Origin of the sequence: Sphingomonas radicis, from assembly GCF_051400635.1 — a bacterium.
In the GTDB taxonomy this organism is placed as follows: Bacteria; Pseudomonadota; Alphaproteobacteria; order Sphingomonadales; family Sphingomonadaceae; genus Sphingomonas.
Window position 1 is genome coordinate 448,881 of sequence record NZ_JBLFFG010000001.1, and the last position, 26,397, is coordinate 475,277.

17 protein-coding genes are annotated in these 26,397 nt (G+C 67.7%); 7 read left to right on the forward strand and 10 right to left on the reverse strand.

Annotation, left to right across the window (positions count from 1 at the left end; genetic code table 11):
• Positions 1-38: 38 nt before the first annotated feature.
• Both ACMGDH_RS01950 and ACMGDH_RS01955 read right to left on the reverse strand, forming a co-directional pair.
• Positions 39-1,067 (reverse strand): hypothetical protein, encoded by a 1,029-nt coding sequence (locus tag ACMGDH_RS01950; RefSeq protein WP_436826238.1) that lies wholly within the window; start codon positions 1,065-1,067, stop codon positions 39-41.
• Positions 1,064-2,452: a glycosyl transferase family protein gene (locus tag ACMGDH_RS01955; RefSeq protein WP_436826239.1), complete on the reverse strand. Its 1,389-nt coding sequence runs from the start codon at positions 2,450-2,452 to the stop codon at positions 1,064-1,066. Before ACMGDH_RS01955 ends, ACMGDH_RS01950 begins: the two co-directional genes overlap by 4 nt.
• 168 nt (positions 2,453-2,620) lie before the next feature.
• On the opposite strand from ACMGDH_RS01955, the gene ACMGDH_RS01960 reads away from it, so the two are divergent.
• Positions 2,621-8,383, forward strand: a complete 5,763-nt coding sequence (locus ACMGDH_RS01960; protein ID WP_436826240.1) for an alpha-2-macroglobulin family protein — start codon at positions 2,621-2,623, stop codon at positions 8,381-8,383.
• A gap of 16 nt (positions 8,384-8,399) precedes the next feature.
• Positions 8,400-10,628 (forward strand): penicillin-binding protein 1C, encoded by a 2,229-nt coding sequence (pbpC, locus tag ACMGDH_RS01965; RefSeq protein ID WP_436826241.1) that lies wholly within the window; start codon positions 8,400-8,402, stop codon positions 10,626-10,628.
• 176 nt (positions 10,629-10,804) lie between these two features.
• Here the strand turns inward: pbpC and ACMGDH_RS01970 are convergent, their stop codons facing one another.
• Together ACMGDH_RS01970 and ACMGDH_RS01975 are read right to left on the reverse strand one after the other, a co-directional pair.
• Positions 10,805-11,326 (reverse strand): RcnB family protein, encoded by a 522-nt coding sequence (locus ACMGDH_RS01970; RefSeq protein ID WP_436826242.1) that lies wholly within the window; start codon positions 11,324-11,326, stop codon positions 10,805-10,807.
• Between the two features lie 110 nt (positions 11,327-11,436).
• Positions 11,437-11,907 (reverse strand): outer membrane protein assembly factor BamE, encoded by a 471-nt coding sequence (locus tag ACMGDH_RS01975; RefSeq protein ID WP_436826243.1) that lies wholly within the window; start codon positions 11,905-11,907, stop codon positions 11,437-11,439.
• Positions 11,908-12,025: 118 nt separating this feature from the next.
• Here ACMGDH_RS01975 and ACMGDH_RS01980 point away from each other — a divergent pair, with 118 nt between their 5' ends.
• Entirely contained in the window at positions 12,026-12,538 is a 513-nt protein-coding gene (locus ACMGDH_RS01980) for a ubiquinol-cytochrome C chaperone family protein (protein WP_436826244.1), read from the forward strand.
• Positions 12,535-13,068, forward strand: coding sequence for a YceD family protein (locus tag ACMGDH_RS01985; RefSeq protein ID WP_436826245.1), 534 nt, complete (start codon positions 12,535-12,537; stop codon positions 13,066-13,068). Before ACMGDH_RS01980 ends, ACMGDH_RS01985 begins: the two co-directional genes overlap by 4 nt.
• Positions 13,069-13,078: 10 nt before the next feature.
• Here ACMGDH_RS01985 and ACMGDH_RS01990 read toward each other — a convergent pair whose 3' ends face one another.
• From ACMGDH_RS01990 to ACMGDH_RS02000, 3 genes are all read right to left on the reverse strand, one after another.
• On the reverse strand, positions 13,079-13,795 hold the full coding sequence (locus tag ACMGDH_RS01990) for an acylneuraminate cytidylyltransferase family protein (RefSeq protein ID WP_436826246.1): 717 nt from the start codon (positions 13,793-13,795) through the stop codon (positions 13,079-13,081).
• Between the two features lie 2 nt (positions 13,796-13,797).
• Entirely contained in the window at positions 13,798-14,967 is a 1,170-nt protein-coding gene (locus ACMGDH_RS01995; protein WP_436826247.1) for a hypothetical protein, read from the reverse strand.
• A gap of 100 nt (positions 14,968-15,067) precedes the next feature.
• On the reverse strand, positions 15,068-15,718 hold the full coding sequence (locus ACMGDH_RS02000) for a TetR/AcrR family transcriptional regulator (RefSeq protein WP_436826248.1): 651 nt from the start codon (positions 15,716-15,718) through the stop codon (positions 15,068-15,070).
• 115 nt (positions 15,719-15,833) lie between these two features.
• On the opposite strand from ACMGDH_RS02000, the gene ACMGDH_RS02005 reads away from it, so the two are divergent.
• Entirely contained in the window at positions 15,834-18,164 is a 2,331-nt protein-coding gene (locus ACMGDH_RS02005; protein WP_436826249.1) for a TonB-dependent receptor, read from the forward strand.
• A gap of 88 nt (positions 18,165-18,252) precedes the next feature.
• Positions 18,253-19,548 carry a spinster family MFS transporter gene (locus ACMGDH_RS02010; protein ID WP_436826250.1) on the forward strand — a complete coding sequence of 432 codons (1,296 nt, stop codon included), beginning with the start codon at positions 18,253-18,255 and terminating at the stop codon, positions 19,546-19,548.
• Between the two features lie 159 nt (positions 19,549-19,707).
• On the opposite strand, the gene ACMGDH_RS02015 is transcribed toward ACMGDH_RS02010, so the two are convergent.
• From ACMGDH_RS02015 to ACMGDH_RS02025, 3 genes are all read right to left on the reverse strand, one after another.
• Complete coding sequence (locus ACMGDH_RS02015; protein WP_436826251.1) at positions 19,708-21,291, reverse strand: peptide chain release factor 3; 1,584 nt, start codon at positions 21,289-21,291, stop codon at positions 19,708-19,710.
• Between the two features lie 90 nt (positions 21,292-21,381).
• A complete protein-coding gene (locus ACMGDH_RS02020; RefSeq protein ID WP_436826252.1) occupies positions 21,382-22,257 on the reverse strand; it encodes a tyrosine-protein phosphatase in 876 nt (291 codons plus the stop codon).
• Positions 22,258-22,271: 14 nt separating this feature from the next.
• Positions 22,272-24,884 carry a TonB-dependent receptor gene (locus ACMGDH_RS02025; protein WP_436826253.1) on the reverse strand — a complete coding sequence of 871 codons (2,613 nt, stop codon included), beginning with the start codon at positions 24,882-24,884 and terminating at the stop codon, positions 22,272-22,274.
• A gap of 266 nt (positions 24,885-25,150) precedes the next feature.
• On the opposite strand from ACMGDH_RS02025, the gene ACMGDH_RS02030 reads away from it, so the two are divergent.
• Positions 25,151-26,320, forward strand: coding sequence for a TetR/AcrR family transcriptional regulator (locus ACMGDH_RS02030; protein ID WP_436826254.1), 1,170 nt, complete (start codon positions 25,151-25,153; stop codon positions 26,318-26,320).
• Positions 26,321-26,397: the final 77 nt, after the last annotated feature.

The following is a 26,397-nucleotide window of genomic DNA, read 5'->3' on the forward strand; positions in this document are numbered from 1 at the left end:
GATACCGCGTTTGGGCCCGCACGCAAAAGGGGTGTGCGCTAGAAATCGCTGCCGACGGTGAGCGCGGGCCCCGAGCCCGGCCGCGCATTGCCCGCTACGCGCTGCCGCCAATCGAGCGCGACGCGGATAGTCTGCCCCGCGACCGGCAGCGCCAGCGTCGCCGAAGGACCGAGATCGAGCCGCGTAACATCGCGCTGGGCCCCTCCCCATGCGCCTCCGCCCAGCGCCAGCCGGACGCCCGCAGCCTCGATCACATCGCGCGTGGCGCGCGCGGCGCCGTCGACATAAGGCTCGATCCGCCGCCGCCGGATGACTCCGGCCTGGCCGTAGGATTCGAGGCGAAAGCCGTGCGCGAGCGTCGCGTCCACTCCGGCGATCGCGCCGAGCCCGGGGCCGCTCCCGCCACCGTCAATCGCGAAGCGCTGCTCCGCGACGATCCGCACCGGTGCGCTACCGGGCTGCCATTCGAGTCCGAACGAGACCTCCCGGCCGCGCGTGGAGAGCGGCGCCGTGAAGCGCGCGAAGGCGGCAACGCGCGCGTCGGCATCGAGCATATAGGCGAGGCGGACGCCCGCCTGGCTTCCGCCGAGCTGCCCGCCACCCGGAGCGGCGCCGATCCCTTGGCCCGGCCGGAACGCCGCCCAGGCACTCGCCGACCAGCGCGAAGGCAGCGGATCCAGGCGATCGGGACTGCCGACCGCGATGCGGGGCGCCGGTCCACCCTCATCCGGAACGCCATATTGCACCAGCGCCAGCAGCGCGATCTGGACCCGCAGCGGGTCACGATTCCCGGCGGGAGCAGGCAGAGGTGTCCATAGAGCAGTTTCGCTGCCGGTCGGAAGGGCCGGCGCCCAGATCGGCACCACGGTAAGGTGCGCAGCCGGCATGGCGGCAACCGGCCGATGCGCCACGGGTGGGCGTTCCGCGATGGCGGGGCCAAGCGGCACCAGCGCCTTGATCGCCGCCGGGAGCGATCCGGTCTGCGGCCAGAGCACGGCGAGCCGCGCGCCTGTCCAGCCGAACGCGACGAGCGCCAGGAAGCGCAGCGGCCGGCCCTTGCCGCTCATGCCGGGTCGGCTTCCCCCTGGTCCGGAAACTGGTGCGCCGTCTTGTCCCAGCGCGGCGCGGCCCCGCCGAGCATCGCGAGATAGGCTGAAAGCGCCCGCGGGGCCGCAAGCAACGCGACGCAGTTGGAGACGAGCACGCGCGGCACCGACCAGAGCGCTTCGCGCCAGCCGTAAGCGATGTGCACGAAGATCATCCGCATCGCCACGCGCCAGCAGAGCAGCGCGAGATTGGCCGCGAGCAGCCACACCAGCCCCGGTTTCAGGGCCGGTGGCGCGCTCGCCGCGAGCCAGTGGCCGGCGAGCGACACCACCCACAGCAGCAGCGAGCAATAAGCGATCATCAGCACCGGTATCGCCAGCGTGGTGCGGCGATCCCGCATCCGCATCCAGTGATCGCCGATGCGCCCGAGCTCGCTCCAGCCGGTGCGGTCCCAGCCGGCGAGCGCGATCCCGGTCATCCATCTTGCCTTCTGCCGCACCGCAGCCGACAGCGTGCCCGGAAAATAGGCCCGCACTGCCACCGGCAGACCGCCCGGCGCCTCGGGCACGCGCGCGAGGATGGGTGCGCCGCCCATCGCGCTGATCGTCAGCCCCAGCTCATAATCCTCAGTCAGGCTCGAAGCATCGAACGGCGCACAGCCGCGCGCAGCCGCGATGCGCCCCAGAATGTCGCGCCGGATCGCGCAGCCGACTCCGGCGAGCGGGAGGCCGGCGCCGACCGCCTGACGCACCGGGAGGACGCGCGCATGCGCCTCCGCGAATTCGTCGCAGTAATGCCCCGACACGAAGCGCGAGGAGGGATGACGCAGCGGCAGCACCGGAATCTGCACCGCCCCGTGCGCGCCGATCAGCCCTGCGAAGACGCGAAGCTCGAGCGGATGGACCACGTCCTCGGCATCGTGGAGCACCACCGCGGCAAAGGAATCCCCTTGCGCCTCGTCATGCAGCAGCGCACGCCAGAGCGCATTGAGGCAATCGGCCTTGGTGGTGGGGCCCGGAACCGGCGCGATGACGAGCCGTACCCGGGGATCGAGATCGGCGACGGCCTCGACCGCGACGATCGTCGCAGGATCGTTGGGGTAAGTCCCCACATAGATGCGGTAGGCCGGGTAATCGAAGCGCGCGAGCGCGTTGCGCAGCATCTTGCCGATCACCGCGGACTCGTCCCAAGCAGCAACGAATATGGCGAAGGCAGGAGCCGGAATCGGCGTTTCCGCTGTCGATGCAACACCAGTCGACCGCGAATCGAACAGCCGCCTTCCCAAATAGATCAGGTCGACGATCCAGTCGTCGATCCCGCCCACGAGAAACCAGATCGCAGCGAAGAGCATTGCTTCCCGCGCGACAAGATCGCCGGCGGAAATGAGAACCTGTCCATCCCCCACGACAGCGTCTCCGATTCGGATGCGACCTTATCCCGTGCATTCCCCCAACGTTCAATCCACCGGAGCAACTTGGCGGAATAGAATCGTCCGGAATGGAGACAGACAATCGTTGCTTGGACGACATGAGCGGCGCGGTTATCGTGCGTCATCTGCGGCTGGAGAAGTTCGATGCGGGTGGGTGTGCGTCTCGGCATTCTGGCGCTGATCGCGGCGCCGCTCGGTGCGATCGCAGCGCTGAGCGATGACAGCCCGCAGGTGGAGATGTTCACCCCCGGCGTGGGCGACGGCGCGATCGAGCGTTTCACTGCGCGCTTCAACCAGCCGATGGTCGCGCTCGGTGATCCGCGCGCCGCGTCGCCCTTCAAGGCCGAGTGCCCGATCGCCGGCGAAGGCCGCTGGGTGGACCAGCAGACCTATGTCCACGAATTCGCGAGCCCGCTGCCCGGCGGCGTGACCTGCACCTTCACGCTCCAGGACAAGCTGCGCACGCTCGCCGGGATAGACGTGAAGGGCCAGACGCGCTTCACCGTCGACAGCGGCGGGCCGATCGCGCGCGCAGTGCTGCCGAGCCGCTATGGCGGCGAGATCGAGGAGGACCAGGTCTTCCTGGTCGCCGCCAACCTGGCCCCCGATCGCGGCTCGGTGGCCGCCAATGCCTATTGTGCGGTCGATGGAATCGGCGAGAAAATCCCGGTCGACGTGCTCCCCGCCGATGTCGCGCCCAAACTGCTGAGCGAGCTCGGCACCGATCGCTGGGAAGTGCGCAACTTTCTGGAGGAAGCCGGACTGCCCCAGGCGCTGCCGGCCGACGCCCAGGCACGCACCCGCGCGACCGCGAGCGTCGTCGCGCTCAAATGCCGCCGGCCGCTGCCGCCGGGACGCGACGTGGCGCTGATCTGGGGCAAGGACATCGCCGGCGCGGGAGGCCGGATCGCCGGAACCGACCAGCGTTTCGATTTCACCGTCCGCAAGCCTTTCGCCGCGCGGTTCGAATGTTCGCGCGTCAATCCGCAGGCCGGGTGCAGTCCGGTGCAGGACGCTTTCGTCCGCTTCTCCGCACCCATCCCGCGCGCGCAGGCCGAGGCGATCCGCATCAGGCTCCCCGACGGCAAGACACTCGCTCCCCAGCTCTCCGACGAGGAGAAGCGCCGCGCGACGATCGGCGACGTGCGCTTCAAGGCGCCGCTGCCCGCGGCCGTCACCGCCAGTCTGGTGCTCCCCGACAATGTCGCCGACGAGAGCGGGCGGAAGCTCTCCAATGCCGAGCGTTTCCCGCTCGACGTGCGGTTCGATGAGGCGCCGCCGCTGGTGAAGTTCGCCGCCGACTTCGGCATCCTCGAAGCCAGGGAAGGGGGCGTGCTGCCGGTGAGCGTGCGAAACGTCGAGCAATCGCTCGGCGGCAGCCGCATGGCGGTGAACGGGCAAAGCCTGAAGGTCGAGGGCGGCGACGGCGAGGTCGCCCGCTGGCTGCGCGCGATCGATGATGCCGGCGCGCGCAAGGTGAACGAAGTCAAGCGCGGCGAGGAGACGGTGCGGATCAACCAGACCGGCGCCAAGCCGCTGCTCACCGCCGCCACGGGCAAGCCCTTCAAACTCGACCTGCCGGGCAAGGGCAAGGAGTTCGAAGTCGTCGGCATCCCGCTCACCGAGCCTGGCTTCTACGTGGTCGAGCTGGCGAGCCCGCGGCTCGGCCAGGCTTTGCTCGGCCGGGCGGCGCCGCGCTACGTTGCCGCGGGCGCGCTCGTCACCAACATGGCGGTCCATTTCAAATGGGGCCGTGAGAGTTCGCTCGTCTGGGTGACTGCGCTCGACAGCGGCAAGGGAGTGGGAGGCGCCGAAGTGCGGGTGACCGACAGCTGCACCGGCCAGCTGCTCGCGCGCGGCACCACCGATGCGTCGGGCCGGCTTGGCGTGCCCAAGGGTATTCCCGAACCCAACACCTATGGCGATTGCCGCTCCAGCGAAGCGCAGCCGCTGATGGTTTCGGCACGCAAGGCCGACGATTTCAGCTTCACCCTCACCGGCTGGGGCGAGGGCATCCGGCCCTACGACTTCGACCTGCCCTTCGGCTACGAGGCGCAGGAGCAGATCTTCCACACCGTCTTCGATCGCGCGCTCGTCCGCCAGGGCGAGACGATCCATATGAAGCACATCGTCCGCAAGCCGATCGCGACGGGCTTCGCGACCAGCCCGGCGTTCAGCGGCACGCTGCGCCTGTCGCACCGCGGGTCGGACACGCAGTACGACCTGCCGCTCACAATCGACGCCAACGGCATTGGCGAGAGCGAATGGACCGCGCCACAGGGCGCCAAGATGGGCGAGTACGACATCCAGGTGCTCGTGCCCGGCGGTGCCGAGGAGCGGACGATCTGGACCAGCCAGTCGTTCAAGGTCGACGAATACAAGCTCCCGACGATGAAGGCATCGGTCGCGGGGCCCAAGGAAGCCGCGGTACGGCCGCGCACGCTGCCGCTCGACCTGTTCGTCGGCTATCTTTCGGGCGGGGGCGCGTCAGGTTTGCCGGTCGAGCTGCGCGTCGGCTGGTTCGAGGGCGTCGAAACCCCTGCGGGCTATGAGAGCTACAGCTTCGGCGGACGCGCGCTCAGCGAAGGCGTGAAGCCGCTCAACGGCGACGACGAGACCGACGAGGAATCGGCGCAGCTGCCGCCGACCCAGACGCTGCCCGTCACGCTCGGCGCGGACGGCGCGGCGCGCACCAATGTCGAAGTGCCGCAGACGCTCGACCAGGCGACCAACATGCAGGTCGAGATGGACTATCAGGACGCCAATGGCGAAATCCTGACCGCCTCGCGCCGCGTGCCCATCTACACTTCGGGGGTACGGCTGGGCATCAAGACCGATGGCTGGCTGATGAAGCAGGACGATCTGCGGCTGCGCTTCGTCGCGCTCGACACTTCGGGAAAGCCGATCGCCAACCAGTCGATCTCGGTCGAGCTCTATAGCCGCGAGATACTCACGGCGCGTCGGCGGCTGATCGGCGGCTTCTACGCCTATGACAACCAGATGAAGACGACCAGGCTCGGCGCGACCTGCTCGGCGAACACCGACGCGCAGGGGCTCGCGACATGCCAGCTCGATCCCGGCGTATCGGGCGAAGTCTATGCCGTCGCCACCACCAAGGACGCGAACGGCAATGTCGCGCGCGCGACGCAATCGGTGTGGCTGGTCGGCGACGAGGATTGGTGGTTCGGCGGCGACAATGGCGATCGGATGGACCTGATCCCCGAGCAGCTCGAATACAAGGCGGGCGAAACCGCCAAATTCCAGGTCCGCATGCCCTTCCGCGACGCGACCGCGCTGGTGACGGTCGAGCGCGAAGGCGTGCTTTCGAGCTTCGTCGTCGGGCTTTCGGGCAAGGATCCGGTGATCGAAGTGCCGATGCCCGGCGGCTATGCGCCCGACGTCTATGTATCGGTGATGGCCGTGCGCGGGCGCGTCTCGGGCTTCTCCAACTGGGGATCGAGCCTCGCGCGCGACTGGGGGCTGCCCTTCTTCTCCAGGGACGGCGGCAAGCCCACCGCGACGGTCGATCTCGCAAAGCCCGCCTACCGTCTGGGCATCGCCAAGGTGAAAGTGGGCTGGGAGGGGCACAAGCTCAGCGTGACGGTCAAGGCCGACAAGCAGGCCTATGGCGCGCGCGAGACTGCGAATGTCGAAGTGCAGGTGAGGAATCCCGACGGCTCGCCCGCACGCCAGGCCGATGTCGCTTTCGCCGCAGTCGACGAAGCGCTGCTCCAGCTCGCGCCCAACGAAAGCTGGGACGTGCTCGCGGCGATGATGGGGGAACGGCCGCTCTCGGTCCTCACCTCTACCGCACAGACCCAAGTGGTCGGCAAGCGCCATTATGGCCGCAAGGCCGTGGAGGCAGGCGGCGGGGGCGGTGGCGACCTCTCTGGCCTCAACCGCGAGAATTTCGAGCCTGTGCTGCTGTGGCGCGGCCGCGTGGCCCTCGATCAGCAGGGGCGCGCGCGCGTAGCGGTGCCGCTTTCCGACGCGCTCACCTCGTTCAAGCTCGTCGCGATCGCCACCAACGGTGCGCAGCTCTTCGGCACCGGCGAGGCGAGCGTGCGGACGCGGCAGGATCTCAGCATCTTCGCAGGCGTGCCCCAGCTGGTGCGCACCGGCGATACCTTCGGCGCGATGTTCACGCTGCGCAACGGATCGGACCGGCCGATGCGCGTGACCGCCAATGTCACGCTGAGTCCAGCGGTCGCGACCGGCAGACCTCTGACCGTCGACATTCCGGCCGGCGGCGCCGCACCCGTGACCTGGAACCTCACCGCTCCGCCGCGCGACGGCAAGCTCAGCTGGACCGTCACTGCACGCTCGGCCGACGGCAAGGCAGCCGACCGGGTGACCGTCGCGCAGGACGTGATCCCCGCCGTCCCCGTCGAGACCTGGGCAGCCAGCCTTGTCCGCGTCGGCGCCGGCACCAGCCTCGCCGTCGCGCCCCCGGCGGGCGCGCTGCCGGGGTTCGGCATGGTCGAAGTCCAGCTCGCCGACACGCTCGCGCCACCACTCCAGGGCGTGCGCGACTATATGGCCGCCTATCCCTATGGCTGTTTCGAGCAGCGGCTGTCGAAGGCGATCGCGCTCGGTGACACCGCGGCGTGGAACCTGCTCGCGGGCGAAATCCCAGCCTATCAGGACGGCGACGGACTGCTGCGCTACTTCCCCGGCGAATGGCCGGGATCCGAGGCGCTGACCGCCTATGTCCTCTCGATCACCGGCGAAGCAGGCCTGCCGCTTCCAGCCGAGCCGCGCGCGAAGATGATCGAGGCGATGAAGGCCGTGCTCGACGGGCGTTTGAGGCACGAGGATTATGGCGACGTCCGCCTCCAGCGCATCGCAGCCTTTGCCGCGCTGGCCCGCCAGGGTGCCGCAACCGCCGACATGCTCGGCCAGATCGGTATCGCCCCCGCCGAGATGCCGACATCCTCGCTGGCCGATTATCTGGCGGCGCTCGGCCGCGTGCCGGGTCTCGCCAACGGCGCCCAGCTCCGCGCCGATGCCGAGCGCGTGCTGCGCACCCGGCTGGTCTATGAAGGGACACGCATCGACCTTTCCGACAAGGGCAACATGCCCTGGTGGCTGATGTCCTCGAACGATGAAGCCGCAGTGAAGGCCGCTTTGGTCACGCTCGGCCGCCCCGGATGGCAGGGCGATTCGCCGAAGCTGATGACCGGCGTCGCGATGCGCCAGCAACGCGGCCATTGGGACACGACCACCGCCAACGCCTGGGGCACGATCGCCGCGCGGCGCTTCATGAGCCTCTATCCAGCGGAGAACATCGCGGGCGTGACCACCGCCACGCTGGGCCCGGCGAACGTCACCCGGAGCTGGCCCCTCGCCGAACCGCAACGGCTGTTCAGCCTGCCGCTCCCGGCGCAGCAGACGCCGCTGCAGCTGGGCCAGAGCGGCGGCGCGGGCCCGTGGGCCTTCGTCCGCGTCAAGGCGGCGGTGCCGCTGACCAAGCCACTGATGGCGGGCTATCGCGCGACAAAGCAGGTCACCCCGGTCCAGTCCTTCGCCAAGGGCCGCTACACGCGCGGCGACGTCATCAAGGTGACGATCACCGTCGAGGCATCGGCCGAGCGCAACTGGGTGGTGATCGACGATCCGGTCCCGACCGGGGCGACGGTGATCGGTAATCTCGGCGGCCAGTCCGAGATGCTCGCCGCGGAGGGCGGCACCAGCGACGGCGTCTCGCCCAACTGGATCGAGCGCGGCCGCGATGCGTGGCGCGCCTATTATGGCTGGGTGCCGCGCGGGCGTTTCACCATCTCCTATGTGATGCGGCTCAACGCTGCGGGCCGGTTCAGCCTGCCTGCGACGCGGGTGGAGGCGATGTACTCGCCCGAGATCCGCGCGCAGCTGCCGAACCAGGCAATGGTGGTGGCGGAGCGATGATGCGCCGGTAAGGACGATGAAGCTGCCACGCCTTGCCCCCCTGATCGAGCGCATCGACGGCTTTCCCGATGCGATCGGGCGCTGGGCGACACGCCAGCGCAGGGCGTGGCGTGAGCGCGGCCTGCCGGGCGTGCTTACCCCGCCTCGGATCGTCTGGAGCGCCCTGCTTGCCCTGATCGGCGGCCACATCGCGATCGATTGGGCCACGCGCCCACCGCCGCTGCCCGACTATGCGGCAGTACGCAGCGCTTGGCAGCCCTCCGAAGCCTGGCTCTACGACCGACACGGCCGGCTGATCGACAGCGCGCGCATCGACTATCAGGCGCGCCGCCTCGCCTGGACCCGGCTGCAGGAGATTGCGCCTGCCGTGCCCGAGACGATCGTCGCGGCGGAGGACCGGCGCTTCCGCAGCCATGGGGGGATCGACTGGCTGGCGCTCGCGGGCGCGCTGCGCGATCGCATCGAAGGCAAGCGCGCGCGCGGCGCCTCGACGCTTTCGATGCAGGTCGCCGCCTATCTCGCACCCGAACTCGCGCGCCCGGGGAGGCGCAGCAGCTGGGACAAGCTCCGGCAGATGCGCGCGGCCTCAGCACTCGAGGCGCGCTGGACCAAGGACCAGATCCTCGAGGCCTATCTCAACCTCGCCGGCTTCCGGGGCGAGGCGCAGGGGATCGGTGCTGCCGCGCTCGGCCTGTTCGGCAAGACGCCTGCGGTGCTGACTCACGACGATGCGTTGCTGCTCGCCGCCCTGCTCCCCAATCCGCAGGCAGGATCGGCCGAAGTCGCACGACGCGCCTGCGCGCTGGGTCGCGACAAGGATTGCAGCCGTTTCGCCGGCGCGGCGGCATCGATGCTCGGCCCCGCGCGCAGCCTCGCGCTCGATCCCGGCCTTGCGCCGCACCTCGCCGCACATCTGCTCGACAAGCCCGGCGTACGCGTCGCCGCTACACTCGACGCGCGTATCCAGCGCATCGCGATCGCGGCGCTGCGCCGCCAGCTCCAGGGCCTCGGCGGCACGCGCGCGCGCGACGGGGCCGTGGTGGTGGCGGACAATGCGACCGGGGAAGTGCTCGCCTATGTCGGCGGGATCGGCGGCGAGAGCACTGCGCCGGCGGTCGACGGAGCCTCCGCCTATCGGCAGGCGGGATCGACGCTCAAGCCCTTCCTTTACGCCCAGGCGATCGAGAAGGGCTATCTCACCGCTGCCTCGATCCTCGACGATTCCCCGGTGCAGCTCGACACTGCCTCGGGGCTCTATGCCCCACAGAATTACGACCGCGCCTTCAAGGGCCCGGTCTCCGCGCGGATCGCGCTCGGCGGCTCGCTCAACGTCCCCGCCGTACGTACACTGCTGCTCACCGGCGTCGACGCCTTCCGTGATCGGCTGTGGGACACCGGCTATCGTGGCCTCGTCGAGGACGGCCAATATTATGGCTACTCGCTCGCGCTGGGATCAGCGGAAGTGACGCTGGTGGAGCAGGTGGCAGCATTTCGCAGCCTCGCGCTCGGCGGGCGCTGGGCACCGCTGAGGGTGACCAAAGCCTCGCCTGCCGCCGCCGCCCGCCCGGTCACTACACCCGAAGCGGCGTGGATCGTCGCCGACATGCTCGCCGATCCCAACGCCCGTGCGGGCACGTTCGGCACCGATTCGGCGCTGCGTCTCCCCTTCTGGGCTGCGGCCAAGACCGGCACATCCAAAGCGATGCGCGACAATTGGTGCATCGGCTTCTCGACCCGGTTCACCGTCGGCGTGTGGGTCGGCAACCTGGAGGGCGATCCGATGCGAGCGGTCTCCGGGACCAGCGGCGCGGCGCCGGTGTGGCGTGACGTCATGATGGCATTGCACCGCGACGTGCCCGGCAGGGCGCCGCCGCGCCCGGCGCAGATCGAGGAACGCGCGATCCGCTTCGCCGGGGGGATCGAGCAGCCGCGCCGCGAATATTTCCTCCGCGGCACGGCGCTGCGCGAGATCGCGGCGGCGCCCGCAGCCGCGCGCCGGCCGCGCATCGTCAATCCCGTCGCGGGAAGCGTCTACGCGATCGACCCCGATATTCCACCCGACCGCCAGCGGCTGACTGTCGCGGTAACGGGCGAAGCGGCGGGATACCGGCTGTTGCTCGATCGGCGCGACCTGGGTCCGGCGAGTGCGACTCCGCTGATCCAGCCCCCGCCCGGGCAGCACCGGCTGCGGCTGGTGGACCTGGGCGGACGGGTGGTGGACCAGATTCTCTTCACAGTGCGCTGACACGTGCGCAAAATTGGATTCACTACAGGACCGAAACGGCTTCAGGCGCGTTCAGCGCGATGGTCCTTCCCCTTTCGGACCGTGCCTGCGGGCACCGGCCGCGCCGGGCGCATCCGGCGCGGCCGAACTCCGGATTGCCCCGGACTGCAGCGCAGCCCGGGGCGGAGACCAACGGCTTACCAGTAGAAGCCGGGGATCACCCGGACCACGCGCCCGCGCCGCGAATCGATCAGCAGCACGTCGTTATAGTGGCGCACCCAGCGCTGATAGCGGCCTGCCGGGGGCAGGCGGTAGCGCCAGGGATCGTTGATCCAATAGCGCGAACCCCAAAAGTTCGGCGCGATCCGAACACCGGGGCGGAAGCGCTGGTAACCAAAGGGCGCACGCCAGCTGCCGCGAGCATAGATGGTGCGATTGCGGTTGCGATAATCGCGCCAGTCATTGTCGCCCCAGCGGCGATTCCGGTCGCGCAGATCCTCGCGATATTCCTGGTGCGCCTCGCGCAGGTCGCGGCGCTCGTCGCGAATGTCGCCCCGGTCTCCGCGGCGATAGGCGCGGTCGAGCTCGCGCCGCTCCTCGCGAATGTCCTGCCGGTCGCGACGCAGCTCGCTGCGCGACTGGGCGCTCGCGGCGGTCGGCAATGCCACGGCCGGCATGGCGACGGCGGCGAGCAGCGCAGCGGTGACGATCTTCTTCATCTTGTTCTCCCAAGCATTCCAGGCCGCCCGAAAACGGCACTGGTACTTTTTGGAGAATCGTGGCTGAACCGACCGGGAACGCGGCAGTCAGCCGGCAGCAAGCTTAGGATCTATTGACCCGCGCCGCCGCCCGGTGCGGTACCGGGCGCACCGACGGTGCCGATGTTGCCGAACAGATCCTCGAAGAAGCCGCGCTTGCGGCCCAGCGTGGGGGTCTTCTTGCCATAGGGATCGACCTTGGCGACCAGCTCCTCGTTCATCCGGTCGACTGCGGCGACGTTGCCCGCGCCGTCGAAGCGGACGCGCAACGTGGTCTGCGACCGCACCTTCGGGTCCTGGAACATGTAGTTGCGGCTGTCGCGCGACACATAATACCATTCGCCGCCGTTGAACTGGCTGGTGAGCGTCGGCTGGCCCAGCGTCTGCATCACCGAGTCGCGGTTGTCGACGCCCGGCTGGATCGCATCGACCAGCTCGCGATCGATCACATAGCCCTGATGCGTCCTCGTCTGGGTGCAGGCGGTCGTGCCCATGGCAGCAAGCAGCATGGCGCAACCAGCGAGGCGGACGGGAATCGGCATTGGAGTCTCCGGACAAACGCAAGCACGCGCGCATTGCATCGCGCGCCGTTCGCCTCAATATGCGGCAAAATGCGGCCAAACAAGGTCGCGGCACTCCGAACGGACGGACAGACGGGAAATGCAATTGCTCAAGCGGCTCTTCGGCGCACCCGAGCGCGGCGCCGCGGCGCGACTTTATGCCGCGGTGGTGGCCCGCGCGCGCGCGCCGCACTGGTATGCCGAGGGCGCGGTGCCCGACACGATCGACGGGCGCTTCGACATGATCGCCGCGGTGCTCGCGATGGTGCTGCTCCGCCTCGAGCAGGAGCCGGCGGGAGTCGCGCCGAGCACTGCGCTCGCCGAATGCTTCATCGAGGACATGGACGGCCAGCTGCGCGAGATCGGCATCGGCGACATCGTGGTAGGCAAGCATATGGGCCGGATGATGGGGATGCTGGGGGGACGGCTCGGCGCCTATCGCAGCGGTCTCGCCGATGGCACACTCGGCCCTGCGCTGGTGCGCAATCTCTACCGCGGCAACGCCCCGTCCGATGCGGCGCTGGCGCATGTCGAGGCGCGGCTCAGGGCATTTCACGATGCTCTCGCCGCTACCCCGATCGAGTCCGTGATTGCAGGCGAGCTGCCGCGATGACTCCCGAATTCTCCCGCCCCCACCGCCTCGACCAGATCGGCGCCGGCGAAGTGCGCATCGACGTGGCTGCCGAGCCGGAGGAGCGCGCCGCGCTTGCCCGGCGCTTCGCCCTCAAGGCGCTCGACAAGCTCGAAGCCGCCTTCACGCTCCACCGCGATGCCACCGGCGTGATCGCGCGCGGGCATCTGTCGGGCCAGGTCACCCAGTCCTGTGTGGTTACAGACGAGCCGGTGCCCGCGACGATCGAAGAGGATTTCGCGATCCGCTTCCTTCCCGAAACCGATGGCCCCGAAGCCGGGGACGACGAATTCGAGCTCAGCGAGGACGAATGCGACACCGTCTTCTACTCGGGCAGCGCGATCGACCTCGGCGAGGCCGCGGCGGAGACGCTCGCACTCGCGCTCGACCCGTTCCCGCGCAGTCCCAATGCCGGCGCGGTGCTCAAGCAGGCGGGCGTACTGAGCGAGGAGGAAGCCGGCCCGTTCGGCGCGCTCGCCGGTTTGAAGGACAAGCTGGCGAAGAAGCCCTGACGTCTCCGCCTCACGCCGCCAGCGCGCGGGCCTCCTCGCTGCGCAGGTAAAAGGCTTTCATGGCCATCGCGCACTCATAATCCTCATACTCGTCGATATCGATTCCCGAAGCCTTGCTGACGCGGTGCATCAGCGGGCTCGCGCCGAGGAAATAGCCTTCGCGCAGCGTGTCCTCGCGCGAGCGCATGTAGAGCCCGTTGGTCACGCGGAACCAGTCGGGCAGTTCCTGGCTGATCGTGTGGTGCTTGTCGGCGCGGTAGTTGAGCGGCCGCTCGGCGTTCCAGAAATATTCCTTGAGCAGATTGACCGAGACGAGGCTGTCATGGCTCTTCTCGCGCACCACCTGGCGCAGGTAGAGATCGAAGCCCTCGCGATATTCGCTCGGCTTCATCAGCGGCACCACCACCGTCACCCAGGCGAAGTGCGGCGTCGCGATGTCGGCCACCACGCCGGTGATCACTTCGGTGAACGAAGCCTGGTGCCCCACGCTCAGATAGTCGCTGCGCTGCAAGAAGCCGATGCCGGCGCGCTCGGCCACTGCGCGCACGCGCTCCGAATTGGAGCTGAGGAAGATCAGTGCCGGATCCTGCACCAGCTTCATCTGCTCGATCTTCCAGTCGAGCAGCGACATGTCGTCGTGGAACGGCAGGAAAATCTTCTCGCGCACGCGGCTGCTGCCTTCGCGCACCGGGATGATTACCGAAATATCCTTATAGGGGTTGGGCATCTTCATCTCCCGGTCTGATATTGGTCGTAGCGGGCGAAGCCGGTTTCCCAGCGCCCGGGCGAAATGCGATTGTCGAGTCGGGCGAGCAGGTCGGCGGCGCCGATCGTCTCGGCGTCGAAGCTCTCGTCGGCGATGCGATAGGCGAACCAGCGGCGGACCGCCTCGGGGTCGGCCGCAACCGCCGATCCGGCGCCGAGCGCGGCGAGGAAAGTGTCGAGGTCCTCGTAGGTCCGCAGCCATTCGGCCGAAGGGCAATGCGACAGCCGCAGCACCGGCTTTCCGAACAGCGCACCCACCGAATAGGATTTGGAGTTCTGCACGATCATCCCGTCGCAGTGGCGGACGAGCAGATCGGTGACGTTGATATCCGGATCGGGAGCCGAGACGATGTGGACGCGCCTGCCGAGCCGCTGCAGTTCCGCGCGAAGCGCCGCGTCGCGACCGTGCGCGACGTTGAGCGGATGGTTGGTGAAGGCGAGCAGGAAATCGTCGGGAATGCTGTCGAGCAAGTGCGAGACCAGATCGATGTTTTCGCGGAAGCGATGCTGGACCCAGTAGAAATTCTCCTCATGATCGTATTCGAGCGGCACCGCGATGATCCTGCGGTCGCTCGGCAGGTCCAGCAGCGCCAGCGCCTCCGCGCGCGGGAGGTCGAACGGCCAGGTCTTGGCCCGCCGCTGTTGCGCCGCCTCCCAGCGCGGTGCGAACTGCGCATCGAGACCGGCCGCCTGCTCCGAAGTGAGCGCGGGAATCGCGCCGTTCTCGAACAGCAGCGGCTGGAGGATGACGCCGAACGGGATCGTCCGCAGCGGCGGCGAGCCGGCTTCGAGAATGTGATGGATCTTGCCCGGGAAGCGGGCGACCGTCTCGGTCTCGGCGACGCGGCACAGCACGTGATCGGGCGCGAGCGACTGGACGAAGCCGATCAGCCCTTCGCGGTCGTCAGGCGCATCGCGCAGGCTCTCGTGCCCCGGTCCCTCGACGATGTGCCAGTGTATGTCGGTGAGATCGGCGCACTTCGCCAGATGCTGCCGCGCGACGCCCGTGTTGCGCCACAGCGCAGGGACCAGCACGTGCAGCTCGGCGTGCGGGCGCAGCGTGCGGATCATCGGCACGACGACACGCTCGAACCACAAAGGCGTCACCACCGGCAGGTAGAACAATATCCGCAACGCAACCCTCGCTGGAAGCGCCGGAGAGCGGACTCCGGCCCGTTTCCATTATAGAGGGTCCCACGGCACCGCCGGTCGTGCCGGGGCGGTTTGCCGTTGTTCAGCCCTTGGCGGCGATGCCATTGGCGAGCATGGCCGCGACGGTTTCGGCGATCGCCTCGGGCGCCACATCCTCGTCCCACACGCTGTAGCGCAGCCCCAGGAACACGTTCATTCCCATGATCGCCCAGGCGTGGATCTCGCCCAGGTCGCTGCGCAGCTCGCCGCGGTCGGCCGCAGCGCGCAGACGGCCAGCGATGCGCTCGGCGGTGGTCGCATAGTGCATGCGGAAGCTTTCGGGATCGACGAACTCGGCTTCGTCGATGATCCGATAGATCTCGCGGTGCGAGCTCGCGAAGCGGAGGAAGGCGAGCAGCGCCGCCTGCTCCGCGCCGATCTGGTCGGGCGCGCCCTTGAGCGCCGGGGCGACATGCTCGCGCACCTGGTCGCTCATGTCGCGCACCAGCGCGCGGAACACGTCGTCCTTCGAATCGAAATAAGTGTAGAAGCTGCCGAGCGCGACGCCCGCGCGCCGCGTGATCCCGCTGATCGAGCCTTCGTGGAAACCCTTCTCGCCGAACTCCTCGGCCGCGGCGTCCAGGATCGCGCGCAGCGTCCGCCGCCCGCGCGCCGTGCGCGGCTCCTTGCCCGCGCTCGCCTCTGCGCTCGCCGGGCGGCTGGCTGCAGGTGCGGCGCCCCGTCCTCCGGCCATCTTTCCTCCCCTTTTTATCAGAAGTTGAAACCCGGTTCAGGTTTCAGTATACCCGCACGCATCGGCTTACAACCCGCACCACGACGGGCTGGGACAATCTGGGGAGGACCATCGCATGTCACGCATGATTCCGTCTGCTCGCGCCGCGCTGTTCGCCGGCGCGGCGCTTGCCGCCGCGGCAGCCCTTCCCGCGCACGCGCAGGAAGCTCCGGCAGCCGAGGCCCAGGCGGAAGAAGCCGCAGACTCCGGCGAGATCATCGTCACCGCCCGCCGCCGCGAGGAATCGCTGCGTGACGTGCCGATCGCCGTCACTGCGATCAGCGGCGACCAGCTCGAAGCGGTCGGCGCGCTCGACATCACCGACATCTCGAACACCACGCCCAACGTCACGCTCGAAGTCTCGCGCGGCACCAACTCCACCCTCTCCGCCTTCATCCGCGGCGTCGGCCAGCAGGACCCGGTCGCCGGGTTCGAGGCGGGCGTCGGCATCTATCTCGACGACGTCTATCTCAACCGCCCGCAGGCGGCGGTGCTCGACATCTACGACGTCGATCGGATCGAGGTGCTGCGCGGCCCCCAGGGCACGCTCTACGGCCGCAACACGATCGGCGGCGCGGTCAAATACGTCACCCGCCGCATCGGCAGCGAACCGACGTTCAAGCTGCGCGGCACCTATGGCAGCTATGATCAGGCCGAGCTGGTGGTGAGCGGCAGCGCTCCGATCGGCGGCACCGGCCTCAGCGTCGGCGGTGCTGTCGCGCGCCTGTCGCGCGGCGGCTTCGGCGAGAACCTCACCACCGGCGAGGCGAACTACAACAAGGACATCTGGGCCGCGCGCGGCACGATCGAGTTCGAGCCGAGCAGCGCCGCCTTCTTCCGCGTCTCGGGCGACTATACCAAGGACAAGAGCAACACGCGCGGCGGCCACCGGCTGATCCCCGGCATCGTCAGCGGCACGCCGGTGCTCGACGATGTTTATGATTCCCAAGGCGGGCTGATCGACCCCGAACAGGATGTGGAAGCCTGGGGCGTCACCGGCCTGATCGAGGTCCAGCCGGCCGACTGGCTGACGTTCCGCTCGATCACCGGCTATCGCAAGGACGACAGCGCCTCGCCGATCGACTTCGACGCACTTCCCGCGGTGCAGGTCGACGTGCCAGCCTATTACAACAACAAGCAGTTCAGCCAGGAGGCCCAGCTGCTGGTCGACACCGGCGGCTTCTCGGGCCTGCTCGGCGTCTATTATCTCGATGCCGAAGCGCGCACCGTGTTCGACGTGCGCCTGCCCGGCGGCGTGACTGCGCTCACTTATGGCAATGTCTACACCGATACCGTCGCGGTGTTCGGCGACTTCACCTACGACATCGGCAAGCTCAGCCTGTCGGCGGGCGGGCGCTATACCTGGGACCAGCGCAAGTCGACGATCCTGCGGCGCACCTATCTGGGTGGCGGATCGCCCTTCTTCGGCGGCTCGGGCGTGCTCTTCGCCACCACTTCGGACTTCCGCGGCACGGGCAATTTCTCCGAGTTCACCCCGCGCGCCTCGATCAGCTTCAAGCCGAGCGAGGAGCATATGCTCTACGCAAGCTGGGCCAAGGGCTTCAAGGGCGGCGGCTTCGACCCGCGCGGCCAGTCGACCGCGTGCCGCACGCCGAGCGGCGCCACCTGTACCCAGCAGGAGATCTACGATTTCCTCGCCTTCGATCCGGAAAAGGTCACCACCTGGGAGCTGGGCTACAAGGCCGCGCTGTTCGATCGCCGCCTCAACCTGGCGCTTGCCCTGTTCAATTCCGACTATACCGACGTCCAGGTGCCCGGATCGATCGGCACCACGATCAACGGTCAGCAGACCTTCATCGGCGTCACCACCAACGCCGGCGAGGCGCGAATCCGCGGCGTCGAGTTCGAAGGCAATCTGGTCGCCGCACGCAACCTCGGCGCCGACGGCGGCACGCTCAACCTCAGCTGGTCGCTCGGCTATCTCGATGCGAAGTACGAGGAGTTCATCGACGCGCGCGGCATCGACGTGGCTGATCGGCGCGCGATCCAGAACACGCCCGACTGGACCGCCAGCGGCACGCTCGGCTATTCGGTGCCGGTGGGCGAGGGCAAGGTCAGCGCGAGCTCGACGCTGTCCTATCGCGGTGCTTCGCAGCAGTTCGAGCTGCGCACGCCGATGCTCGATCAGGGCGCCTATACGCTGCTCGACGCCAGCCTGATCTGGGACATCGATCAGACCTTCTCGATCGGCCTCCACGGCCGCAACCTGACCGATCAGCGCTACATCGTCGCCGGGTATAATTTCCTCGCGCAGAACCCCGACACCGGCGAATTCCTGCGCACGCCCACGGGAGCCTACATCCCGACGCTTGGCACCGAAGGCGTGCTCACCGCCTATTACGGCAACCCGCGCCAGGTGTTCGTGACCGGAACCGTGAAGTTCTGATCGCCAGCAGCGAACAAAGCTGCAAAGCTCGCATGGCCGGGTGTTCCCCGCGAGCGTCCGGCCAATGCACGAGAGGGGAAGCCTGAAGATGACCCAAGCCGCCGCACCCGTCCCGGTGAGCCGCGCCTATCGCGGCCTCGTCCTCGCGATGCTGCTGCTGGTCTATACCTTCAACTTCCTCGACCGTCAGATCCTCGGCATCCTCGTCCAGCCGATCAAGGCGGACCTCGGGCTCACCGACACCCAGCTCGGCGCGCTCGGCGGGGTCGCCTTCGCGCTGCTCTATTCGACGCTGGGCATCCCTTTCGCGCTGCTCGCCGACCGAACGAGCCGCAGCTGGGTGATCACCGCGGCGCTGACCGTGTGGAGCGGCTTCACCGCGCTGTGCGGTCTCGCGACAGGCTTCTGGCAGCTGTTCTTTTTTCGTTTGGGCGTCGGCGTGGGCGAGGCGGGCGGCGTCGCCCCTTCTTATGCGATGATCGCCGACTATTTCCCGCCCGAGAAGCGCGCCCGGGCGCTCGCTATCTATTCGCTCGGCATCCCGATCGGACTGGCCGGCGGCGCGCTGCTCGGCGGCTATATCGCCGCGACGGTCGACTGGCGTGCGGCCTTCGTCGTCGTCGGGCTCGCCGGGATCGTGATCGCGCCGATCTTCCGCCTCGTGGTGCGCGAGCCGGTGCGCGGCGGAAGCGATTCCGAATCCGTCCGTGCCGCCGCGGCGGAGCGCGTTCCCGTCAGCTCGGTCTTCCCGATCCTCGCGCGCAAGCCCAGCTTCTGGCTGCTCGCCTTCGCCGCCGCCTTCAGCTCGATGTGCGGCTATGGCCTCGCCTTCTGGGTGCCCTCGGTGCTGATTCGCAGCTTCGGTTTCACGCTGATGGAGGCGTCGCAGTTCATGGGATCGCTGCTGCTGATCGGCGGCACCGCGGGCGTATTCGCGGGCGGCTGGTTCGCCGATCGGCTCGGGCGCGGCGACCGCGCGATCTATGCGCGGATGCCCGCCTTCGCCTGGCTAGCGACTGCGCCGCTGTTCGCCGCCGGGCTGATGTCGCCCTCCCCCGTGCTCGCCTGGTTTTTGCTGCTGATCCCCAACGGGCTCAACATCCTGTGGCTGGGGCCGATCACCACGGCGGTCCAGCACCTCGTCCAGCCGCGGATGCGCGCGACCGCATCGGCCAGCTTCCTGTTCATCAACAATCTGATCGGGCTCGGCGCCGGATCCTGGGTAATGGGCTGGATGTCGGACACGCTCAAGGCGAGCCAGGGCGCCGACGCGCTGCGCTATTCGGCAATCCTCGCACTGAGCTTCTACGTCGTGGCAGGCGTGCTGGGGCTGCTCGCCGCGAAGCATCTGCGCAAGGATTGGGCGGACCCCGTCGACGCCTGATCCCTGTCGGGGCTTTACTTGTAGGATTTCACCTGCTCGTGTCGCCACATGGCGAACGCACTTCGATCCCGGCAGGATTCGAGCAGCGTCAACCAAGCCACGCGCAAAGTGAAAAGATTTTGCTCGACTCCCTTCACTTTGCGCCGCTGGGAAGCTTGCCTAGCGCTCCCGCGTCGCCGCGAACTTCACCTTCGAATAGCGGTCGGCGATATAGCCTACTTCCCAGGCGGACTTGGCCATGAACACCGGGTTGCCGTCGCGATCCTTGGCCATCGCGCCGCGATTGAGCTCCATGAATTCCTTCAGCGCAGCCGGGTCCTCGCTCGAGATCCAGCGGGCAGTCTCGAACGGCGCCACCTCGAGCGCGGCCGCGACCTTGTATTCGGCGTCGAGCCGGCTGAGCAGCACGTCGAGCTGGAGCTGCCCCACCACGCCGATCACCCAGTTCGATCCGATGTCGGGATAGAAGACCTGCGTCACGCCTTCTTCGGCCATGTCGTCGAGCGCCTTGCGGAGCTGCTTGGTCTTGGTCGGGTCCTTGAGCACCACGCGGCGCAGGATCTCGGGCGCGAAGTTCGGCAGGCCGGTGAAGCGGACATCGGCCTTCTCGCTCAGCGTGTCGCCCACGCGCAGCACGCCGTGGTTGGGGATGCCGATGATGTCGCCGGGAAACGCCTCGTCCGCCAGCTCACGCTCGCGTGCGAAGAACAGGATCGGCGAATGGATCGCGATCGGCTTTCCGTGCCCGGTCGGAGTCAGCTTCATGCCGCGCTTGAAGGTGCCCGAGACGAGCCGCATGAATGCAATCCGGTCGCGGTGGTTGGGGTCCATGTTCGCCTGGACCTTGAAGATGAAGCCGGTCACCTCGCCGCGGCTCGGCTCCACCGGCGCAGGCTCGGCGGGCTGGGTGCGCGGCGGCGGCGCGAAGCTGGCGATCGCCTCGATCAGCGAGTCCACCCCGAACTCCTTGAGCGCCGAGCCGAAATAGACCGGAGTCAGGTCGCCGTTCCGGTACGCCTCGCCGTCGAACTCGGGATAGCCCGCCTGCGCGAGCTCGACATCCTCGCGCAGCTTGGCGAGGTTCTCGGGAGAGACGATCGCGTCGAGCTGCGGGTCGTCGAGTCCGCTCGTCTGGATCACCTTACCGTGAAACTCGCGGCTGTCGCCTTCCGGAAGCAGCAGCCGCTTGGTGGCGAGATCGTAGATCCCCTCGAAGCTGCCGCCCATGCCAACCGGCCAGGTCATCGGCGTCACGTCGAGCGCGAGCAGATCGGCGACCTCGTCGAGCGTCGCGAACACTTCGCGTCCCTCACGGTCGACCTTGTTGACGAAAGTGATGATCGGCACGTTGCGCAGGCGACAGACCTCGAACAGCTTGCGCGTCTGGCTCTCGATGCCCTTGGCGACGTCGATCACCATCACGGCGGAATCGACTGCGGTCAGCGTGCGGTAGGTGTCCTCGCTGAAGTCCTCGTGGCCCGGCGTGTCGAGCAGGTTGAAACTGATGCCGTCGCGCTCGAAGGTCATCACCGACGAGGTGACCGAGATGCCGCGCTGCTGCTCGATCTTCATCCAGTCCGATCGCGCGCGCCGCGCCTGCCCACGCGCCTTGACCTCGCCGGCGAGGTGGATCGCGCCGCCGAACAGCAGCAGCTTCTCGGTCAGCGTGGTCTTGCCGGCGTCGGGGTGCGAGATGATCGCGAAGGTGCGGCGGTTGCCGAAGGATTCTGGGGCGGAAGGCATCGCGGCCCTCTAGGGTCTGTACCTGATACCCGCAATGGCCGTCGAACTGCGGAACGAGCGGCGGCCCGGCGGCCGCCACTCGTTCCCATCTCAGCGCGCCTTTTCGAGATAGCGCGCGCGCAGCGCTGCGATGTCCGCCGCGGAAAGGCCCAGTTCGTCCTTGTAATAGGCGTCGAGGCTGCCGGAACGCTCGCGGATTTCGGCGAAAGCACCCTCGATATAGCTGCGATCGACGCCCATCAGCGCCTTGATCACGTCCGGCGGAAGCCGCTTGAAGAAGGCGGAAGCCTCGTCGTCACCCGCCATGGCCGCAGTCGGTTTGAAATAGGTGTTGGAGAGGAGATAGTCCTCCACCACCGTCTCGTGCGGCACGCCCAGCGCAGTGAGCAGCAGCGCCGCCGCCACGCCGGTGCGATCCTTGCCCGCCGAACAGTTGAAAGCGAGCGGCACGTTGCCGGCCTTGAGCTCGCCGAACATGCGCCGGTACTGGTCGGCGAACTTGTAGGGCGTCTCGCGATAGAAGCTCGCCATCATCGTGCGCGTCTTCGGGCCGTCCAGGCCCGGCGCCGCCAGCGTCCGCATCATCTCCGCGCTGTCCATCGAATAGTCGCTCGCCAGCACCTTGGGCGGAGTACCGGCAGGCCAATTGACCGCCGCCTGCTTGCGCTCGCGGATGTCCCGGAAGTCGCAAACGGTGCGCAGCCCGAGCTTGCGCAGATAGGCGAAATCCTTGTCGGTCAGGCCGTTCATCGCGCCCGAGCGGAAAAGCACGCCCCACTTCACGGTGCGGCCGTCGGCAGTGCGATAGCCGCCGAGGTCGCGGAAGTTCTGCCCGCCTTCGAGTGGAAGGACGCGCTGATGCTGCACGGCGCTCTGCGCAGGGCGCGCCTGCTGGCCGACCGAGGCTGCCGGAAGGACCAAGGCAGAGGCCGCAAGCGCGGCAAGGATGGTGATGGAACGCTTCATGGGGATTCCTCCGATCAGAAGTTGGCGCGGATGCCGAAGAGGTAGCGGCGGCCGATCTGCTCGACCTCGGTCGGATGGTCGTGGTCGCCCTCATAGGCGACGTAGACTTCGTCGGTGAGGTTGTTCAGGTCGGCGAAGAGGCTGAGGTTCTCGGTCACGGCGTAGCGCAGCGACACGTCTAGGTTGCCATAGGCCTTGCGGAACTCGCCCGAGCCCATCCCGCCCAACGTATCGAGCCAGTCGTCGCGCCACTGGTAGGAAGCGCGCGCCGAGACGCCGTACTTCTCGAAGAAGAGCGACGCGTTGACGACCGTGCCCGAGGTGCCGGGGAACTGCGCATCCTTGAAGGCGGGTGTGTCGAACTTGCCGTCGAGGAAGGCCAAGTTGCCCTGGAAGCCGAAGCCGTCGAGCCCCTCGGGCAGGAAAGTGAACTGCTGCAGATAGGCGAACTCGACCCCGTAGAGCGTTCCCTTGTCGCCATTGAAGGTCGAGGTATAGCGATAGCCGGTACGGTCGACGCCGCCGCCGTCGAAGCTATCGTCGGTGATGGTAGTGAAGCTGTCGTAGAGCACGCCGTCGACCCAGCGGTGGAAGCCGCTGACCGAGAGCAGACCGTCGCCCGGCAGATAATATTCGAGCGACGCGTCGAGGCCCCAGGTATATTCGGGTTCGAGCCACGGATTGCCGCCCGAGACGGTGCCCGGGTTGGAGGTGTCGTTGATCGACACGCCGGTGCGCACCGCGCCGAAGCTCGGCCGCGCGACGCCGCGCTGGAACGAACCGCGCAGAACGACGTCGCCGGTGAGGTCGAACTTGGCGTTGATGCTCGGGAAGATATCAGTCTTCTCGAAATCGACCTGGACCGGCGTGATCGCTGTGCCGGCGGCGGCGAAGCCCGAACTCGAACGGCGATAATTCTCGATGCGGGCACCCGCGACCACCTGGCCGCCGCCGAACTCCCATTTGCCCATCGCATAGCCGGCGAGCACGCGCTCCTTGATGTCGTAGAGCGTATCGGCCGGCGTGTTCCTGGCTGGATCATAGAGGCCCGCGGCCTCAAGCGCGTCGAGCCCCGCCTCGAAGTCGCGGCGCATGCGCTTGTTGTCGATATAGTTGACGTGGAAGCCCGCCGGAAAACCGGTGTCCCAGCGCTCGTTCGTCACATAGTCGGCGGGGTTCATCGACATGCCCACGCGCGGGAACAGTGCGGTGATCAGCACCGTGTTGCTCTGCGCAATCGTGTTGCCGGTGATCGTGCGATCGTCGAACTGATAGCCGAACTTGACGAAGCCATTGTCGAGCTCGCGCGTAAGGTCGCCCTTGAAGGTATAGCTGTCCGAGACGGTGTCGCTCACCACCGGCAGGCCGATCAGGAAGTCGAACCCGGCGGTGTTCAGTTCGGAGAGCTCGCGACCGCGCACGAAGCTGCCCGGGGTGGTGCCGGGCACGGTGCTGTAGAGCTGCGCGACGGGGAAGTTGGGATCGGCGACGCTATAGTCCATCGAGACGCGCAGCTGGCGATTGAACTGCTGGTTCTCGAGGATCAGCGGCAGATAGGTGGAATTCTCGGTACGCGTGTAGTTGAGGCGGACGCTGCCCTTCCACTCGTCGCCTTCGAGGTCGGTGCCGATCGTGCTGATGTAATTGTGCGTGCGATAGTTTCCGTACTCGCCGGTGCCGCGGACCGGCACGCCGACCAGGCTGCCACCCTCCGCCGTGCGCGTGCCCGAAAGCGCGCTGCCGAGCTGGAACGTATATTGGTTGCGCTGCTCGTCGTCTTTGAAATCGCTGTAGACGAACTTGGCGAAGAGCTTGACGCCGTCCTCGGGCTGCCACTCGACACCCGCGGTGGCGCCGTTGTTCTCGCGGACCAGCAGATAGTTGCGAATGTCGTAGCTGGTCAGCAGCCCGTCCGCATCATAGGCCATCTCGCGATTATCGGTGACCTGGTGGCGCCGATAGTGCGAGCCGCCGAGCACGAAGCCGATCTTGTCGTTCGACCAGGAAGCGCGCAACGACGCCTGGCGCTGCTCGCCGCCGCCAAGCTCCATCCAGCCAAGGCCGAGATCGCCCTGGATCGCCAACCCTTTGGCTTCGAAGGGCGAAAAAGTGCGCAAATCGATCTGCGCGACCACGGCCTCGGCGGGAAGATCGGGCGTCAGCGACTTGTTGACCGCGATCGACGAGAGGATCACCGCCGGCACCGCATCAAAGCGGTAAGCACGGGTCGATCCGCCCTCATCGACGCCGATCACCGGCACGCCATCGAACGAGACGCTGGTCCAGCGGTTGGGCGCACCACGCACCTGGATGTAGCGCTCCTGCCCCTGATCGCGCTGGACGGCCACGGCGGGCAGGCGGGCGAGCGCGGCGGCGGAATTCTGATCGGGGAAGCGTCCCACCGTGTCGGACGCGATGATGTTCACCAGATTGTCGGCATTGCGCTGCTGCTTGAGCGCTTCGGCCTGGGCGTCGCGGATCGGCGCATAGATGACGATCTCATCCTCTGCGGTGTCCGAGACCGGATCGACGACCACGCCGGCCGCCGCGGCGCCGCCCGCCACCTCCTGCGCCAATGCCGGCGATCCGGCGAGTCCGCCGAGAATCGCGGCGCCGGCGAGCGCCAACCTCCGCCGATGCGATTTCCCAAATAGCATTTTGCGTCCCCCGATGTATTGAACTCCGGGCGCTCTAGAACGTTTGTATGTAAGTTTGAGAACGAACGTATTGCAATTGCACGGCAGCCGAATGACGCTTTGGAGGCAGAACGCGTGTGCCTTGGCGCAGCGCTCGCCATGACTATGATCGCGTCTTCGAATTTTACGGCTTGGGGATGGAACTAAACGTGCTGACGAGAGAGGAAGAGGCCGTCGCCACGACAAGTGAGCGGCTGGTGTCAGCCGTTTTGCTGGCCTGGGAGCAACAGGGCATCGCGGGCATTTCGGCTCGGGCGCTCGCGCAATCAGCCGGGCTTCCCGTCTCCGCAATCTACTATCATTTCGGTGATTTAGATCATTTGTATGATGCGGCGAACCGGGCGGCGCTGGCGCGAGCCGAGCAATGGTGCACCCAGCAAATCGATGCGCTCGCACCCGCCGCTGCGCTGCCGCCCGATGCACTGCCCAGCCTGCTGGCCGCGCTGATCGACGATTGGACTTTCGAGCACCGCCAGCTCGCCTTCGCCTGGCGTGAATGCCAGCTGATGGCGACGCGTAACCCGGCACATGCGTCGGCACGCGCTTCCTGGACTGGCATGTGGCGCAGTTTCTGGGAGCATATCTGCGGCTTGTGCGGGCACGCCGATGCAGCGGAGCTGACCCGCGCCTTCTTCGACGGCGAGAGCTTCCTGCACTTGCTGCAATGGCGCCGGGCACTCGACCGGGCATGTCTGGACGAGACATGCCGCGGGTGGTCGCAGTGGCTTTCGGGCAGTCTCGCCCCCGAAGGGCCGTGGCGCCGGACCGCGCGCGCCGAAGCATTGCGGACCAGCCCCGGCCCCCAGCAGCTGTTCGGCGTCGCCCAGCAGATCGCGAGCGCGGCCGCCGAGATTGTCGCGCAGCAGGGCGTGGCGAGGCTGACGCACCGCGCAGTCGCCGCGCGGGCAGGCGTCACGCTGGGGGTCGTATCCTATAATTTTCGCACCAGCGCGGACCTGCTGAATGCGGCCTTCGAGGCCATCTACCAATGGCTGGTCCCGCCGACGACCGAGGAAAGGCCCTCGATCCTGGACCAGGATGCGGATAGCTTGCGCGCGTCGCTGCGCAGCAGCCCGCCCGAACAGCGCGCCTGGATGCTCGCGCTCGAGGAGCTGATGCTTGCCGTAGCGCGCGATCCGGAGCGCCGGACCTTCGCGGCACAGCTGCGCTACCTGCGGGGCCGCACCAGCGGACGCGTGCTGAGCATCCTGCTCGGCGACCGATCGGTATCCCCGCTCGACGCCGCGCTCTTTTCATCTTTCTCCCTGGGCATCGAACGCCCGATCGCCGAGCCATCCCAGTCATCGGGAGCCGAAATGCCGGACACGTCGATCGACACGCTGCTCGATCGGCTGGCCGGCGGCTAGCGCCTGCCCATCAAGCTGAACCATCCCCTGTTCGCCCAGGCCCGTCGAAGGGCGGCCATCCGCGAGCGAAGAGGGTT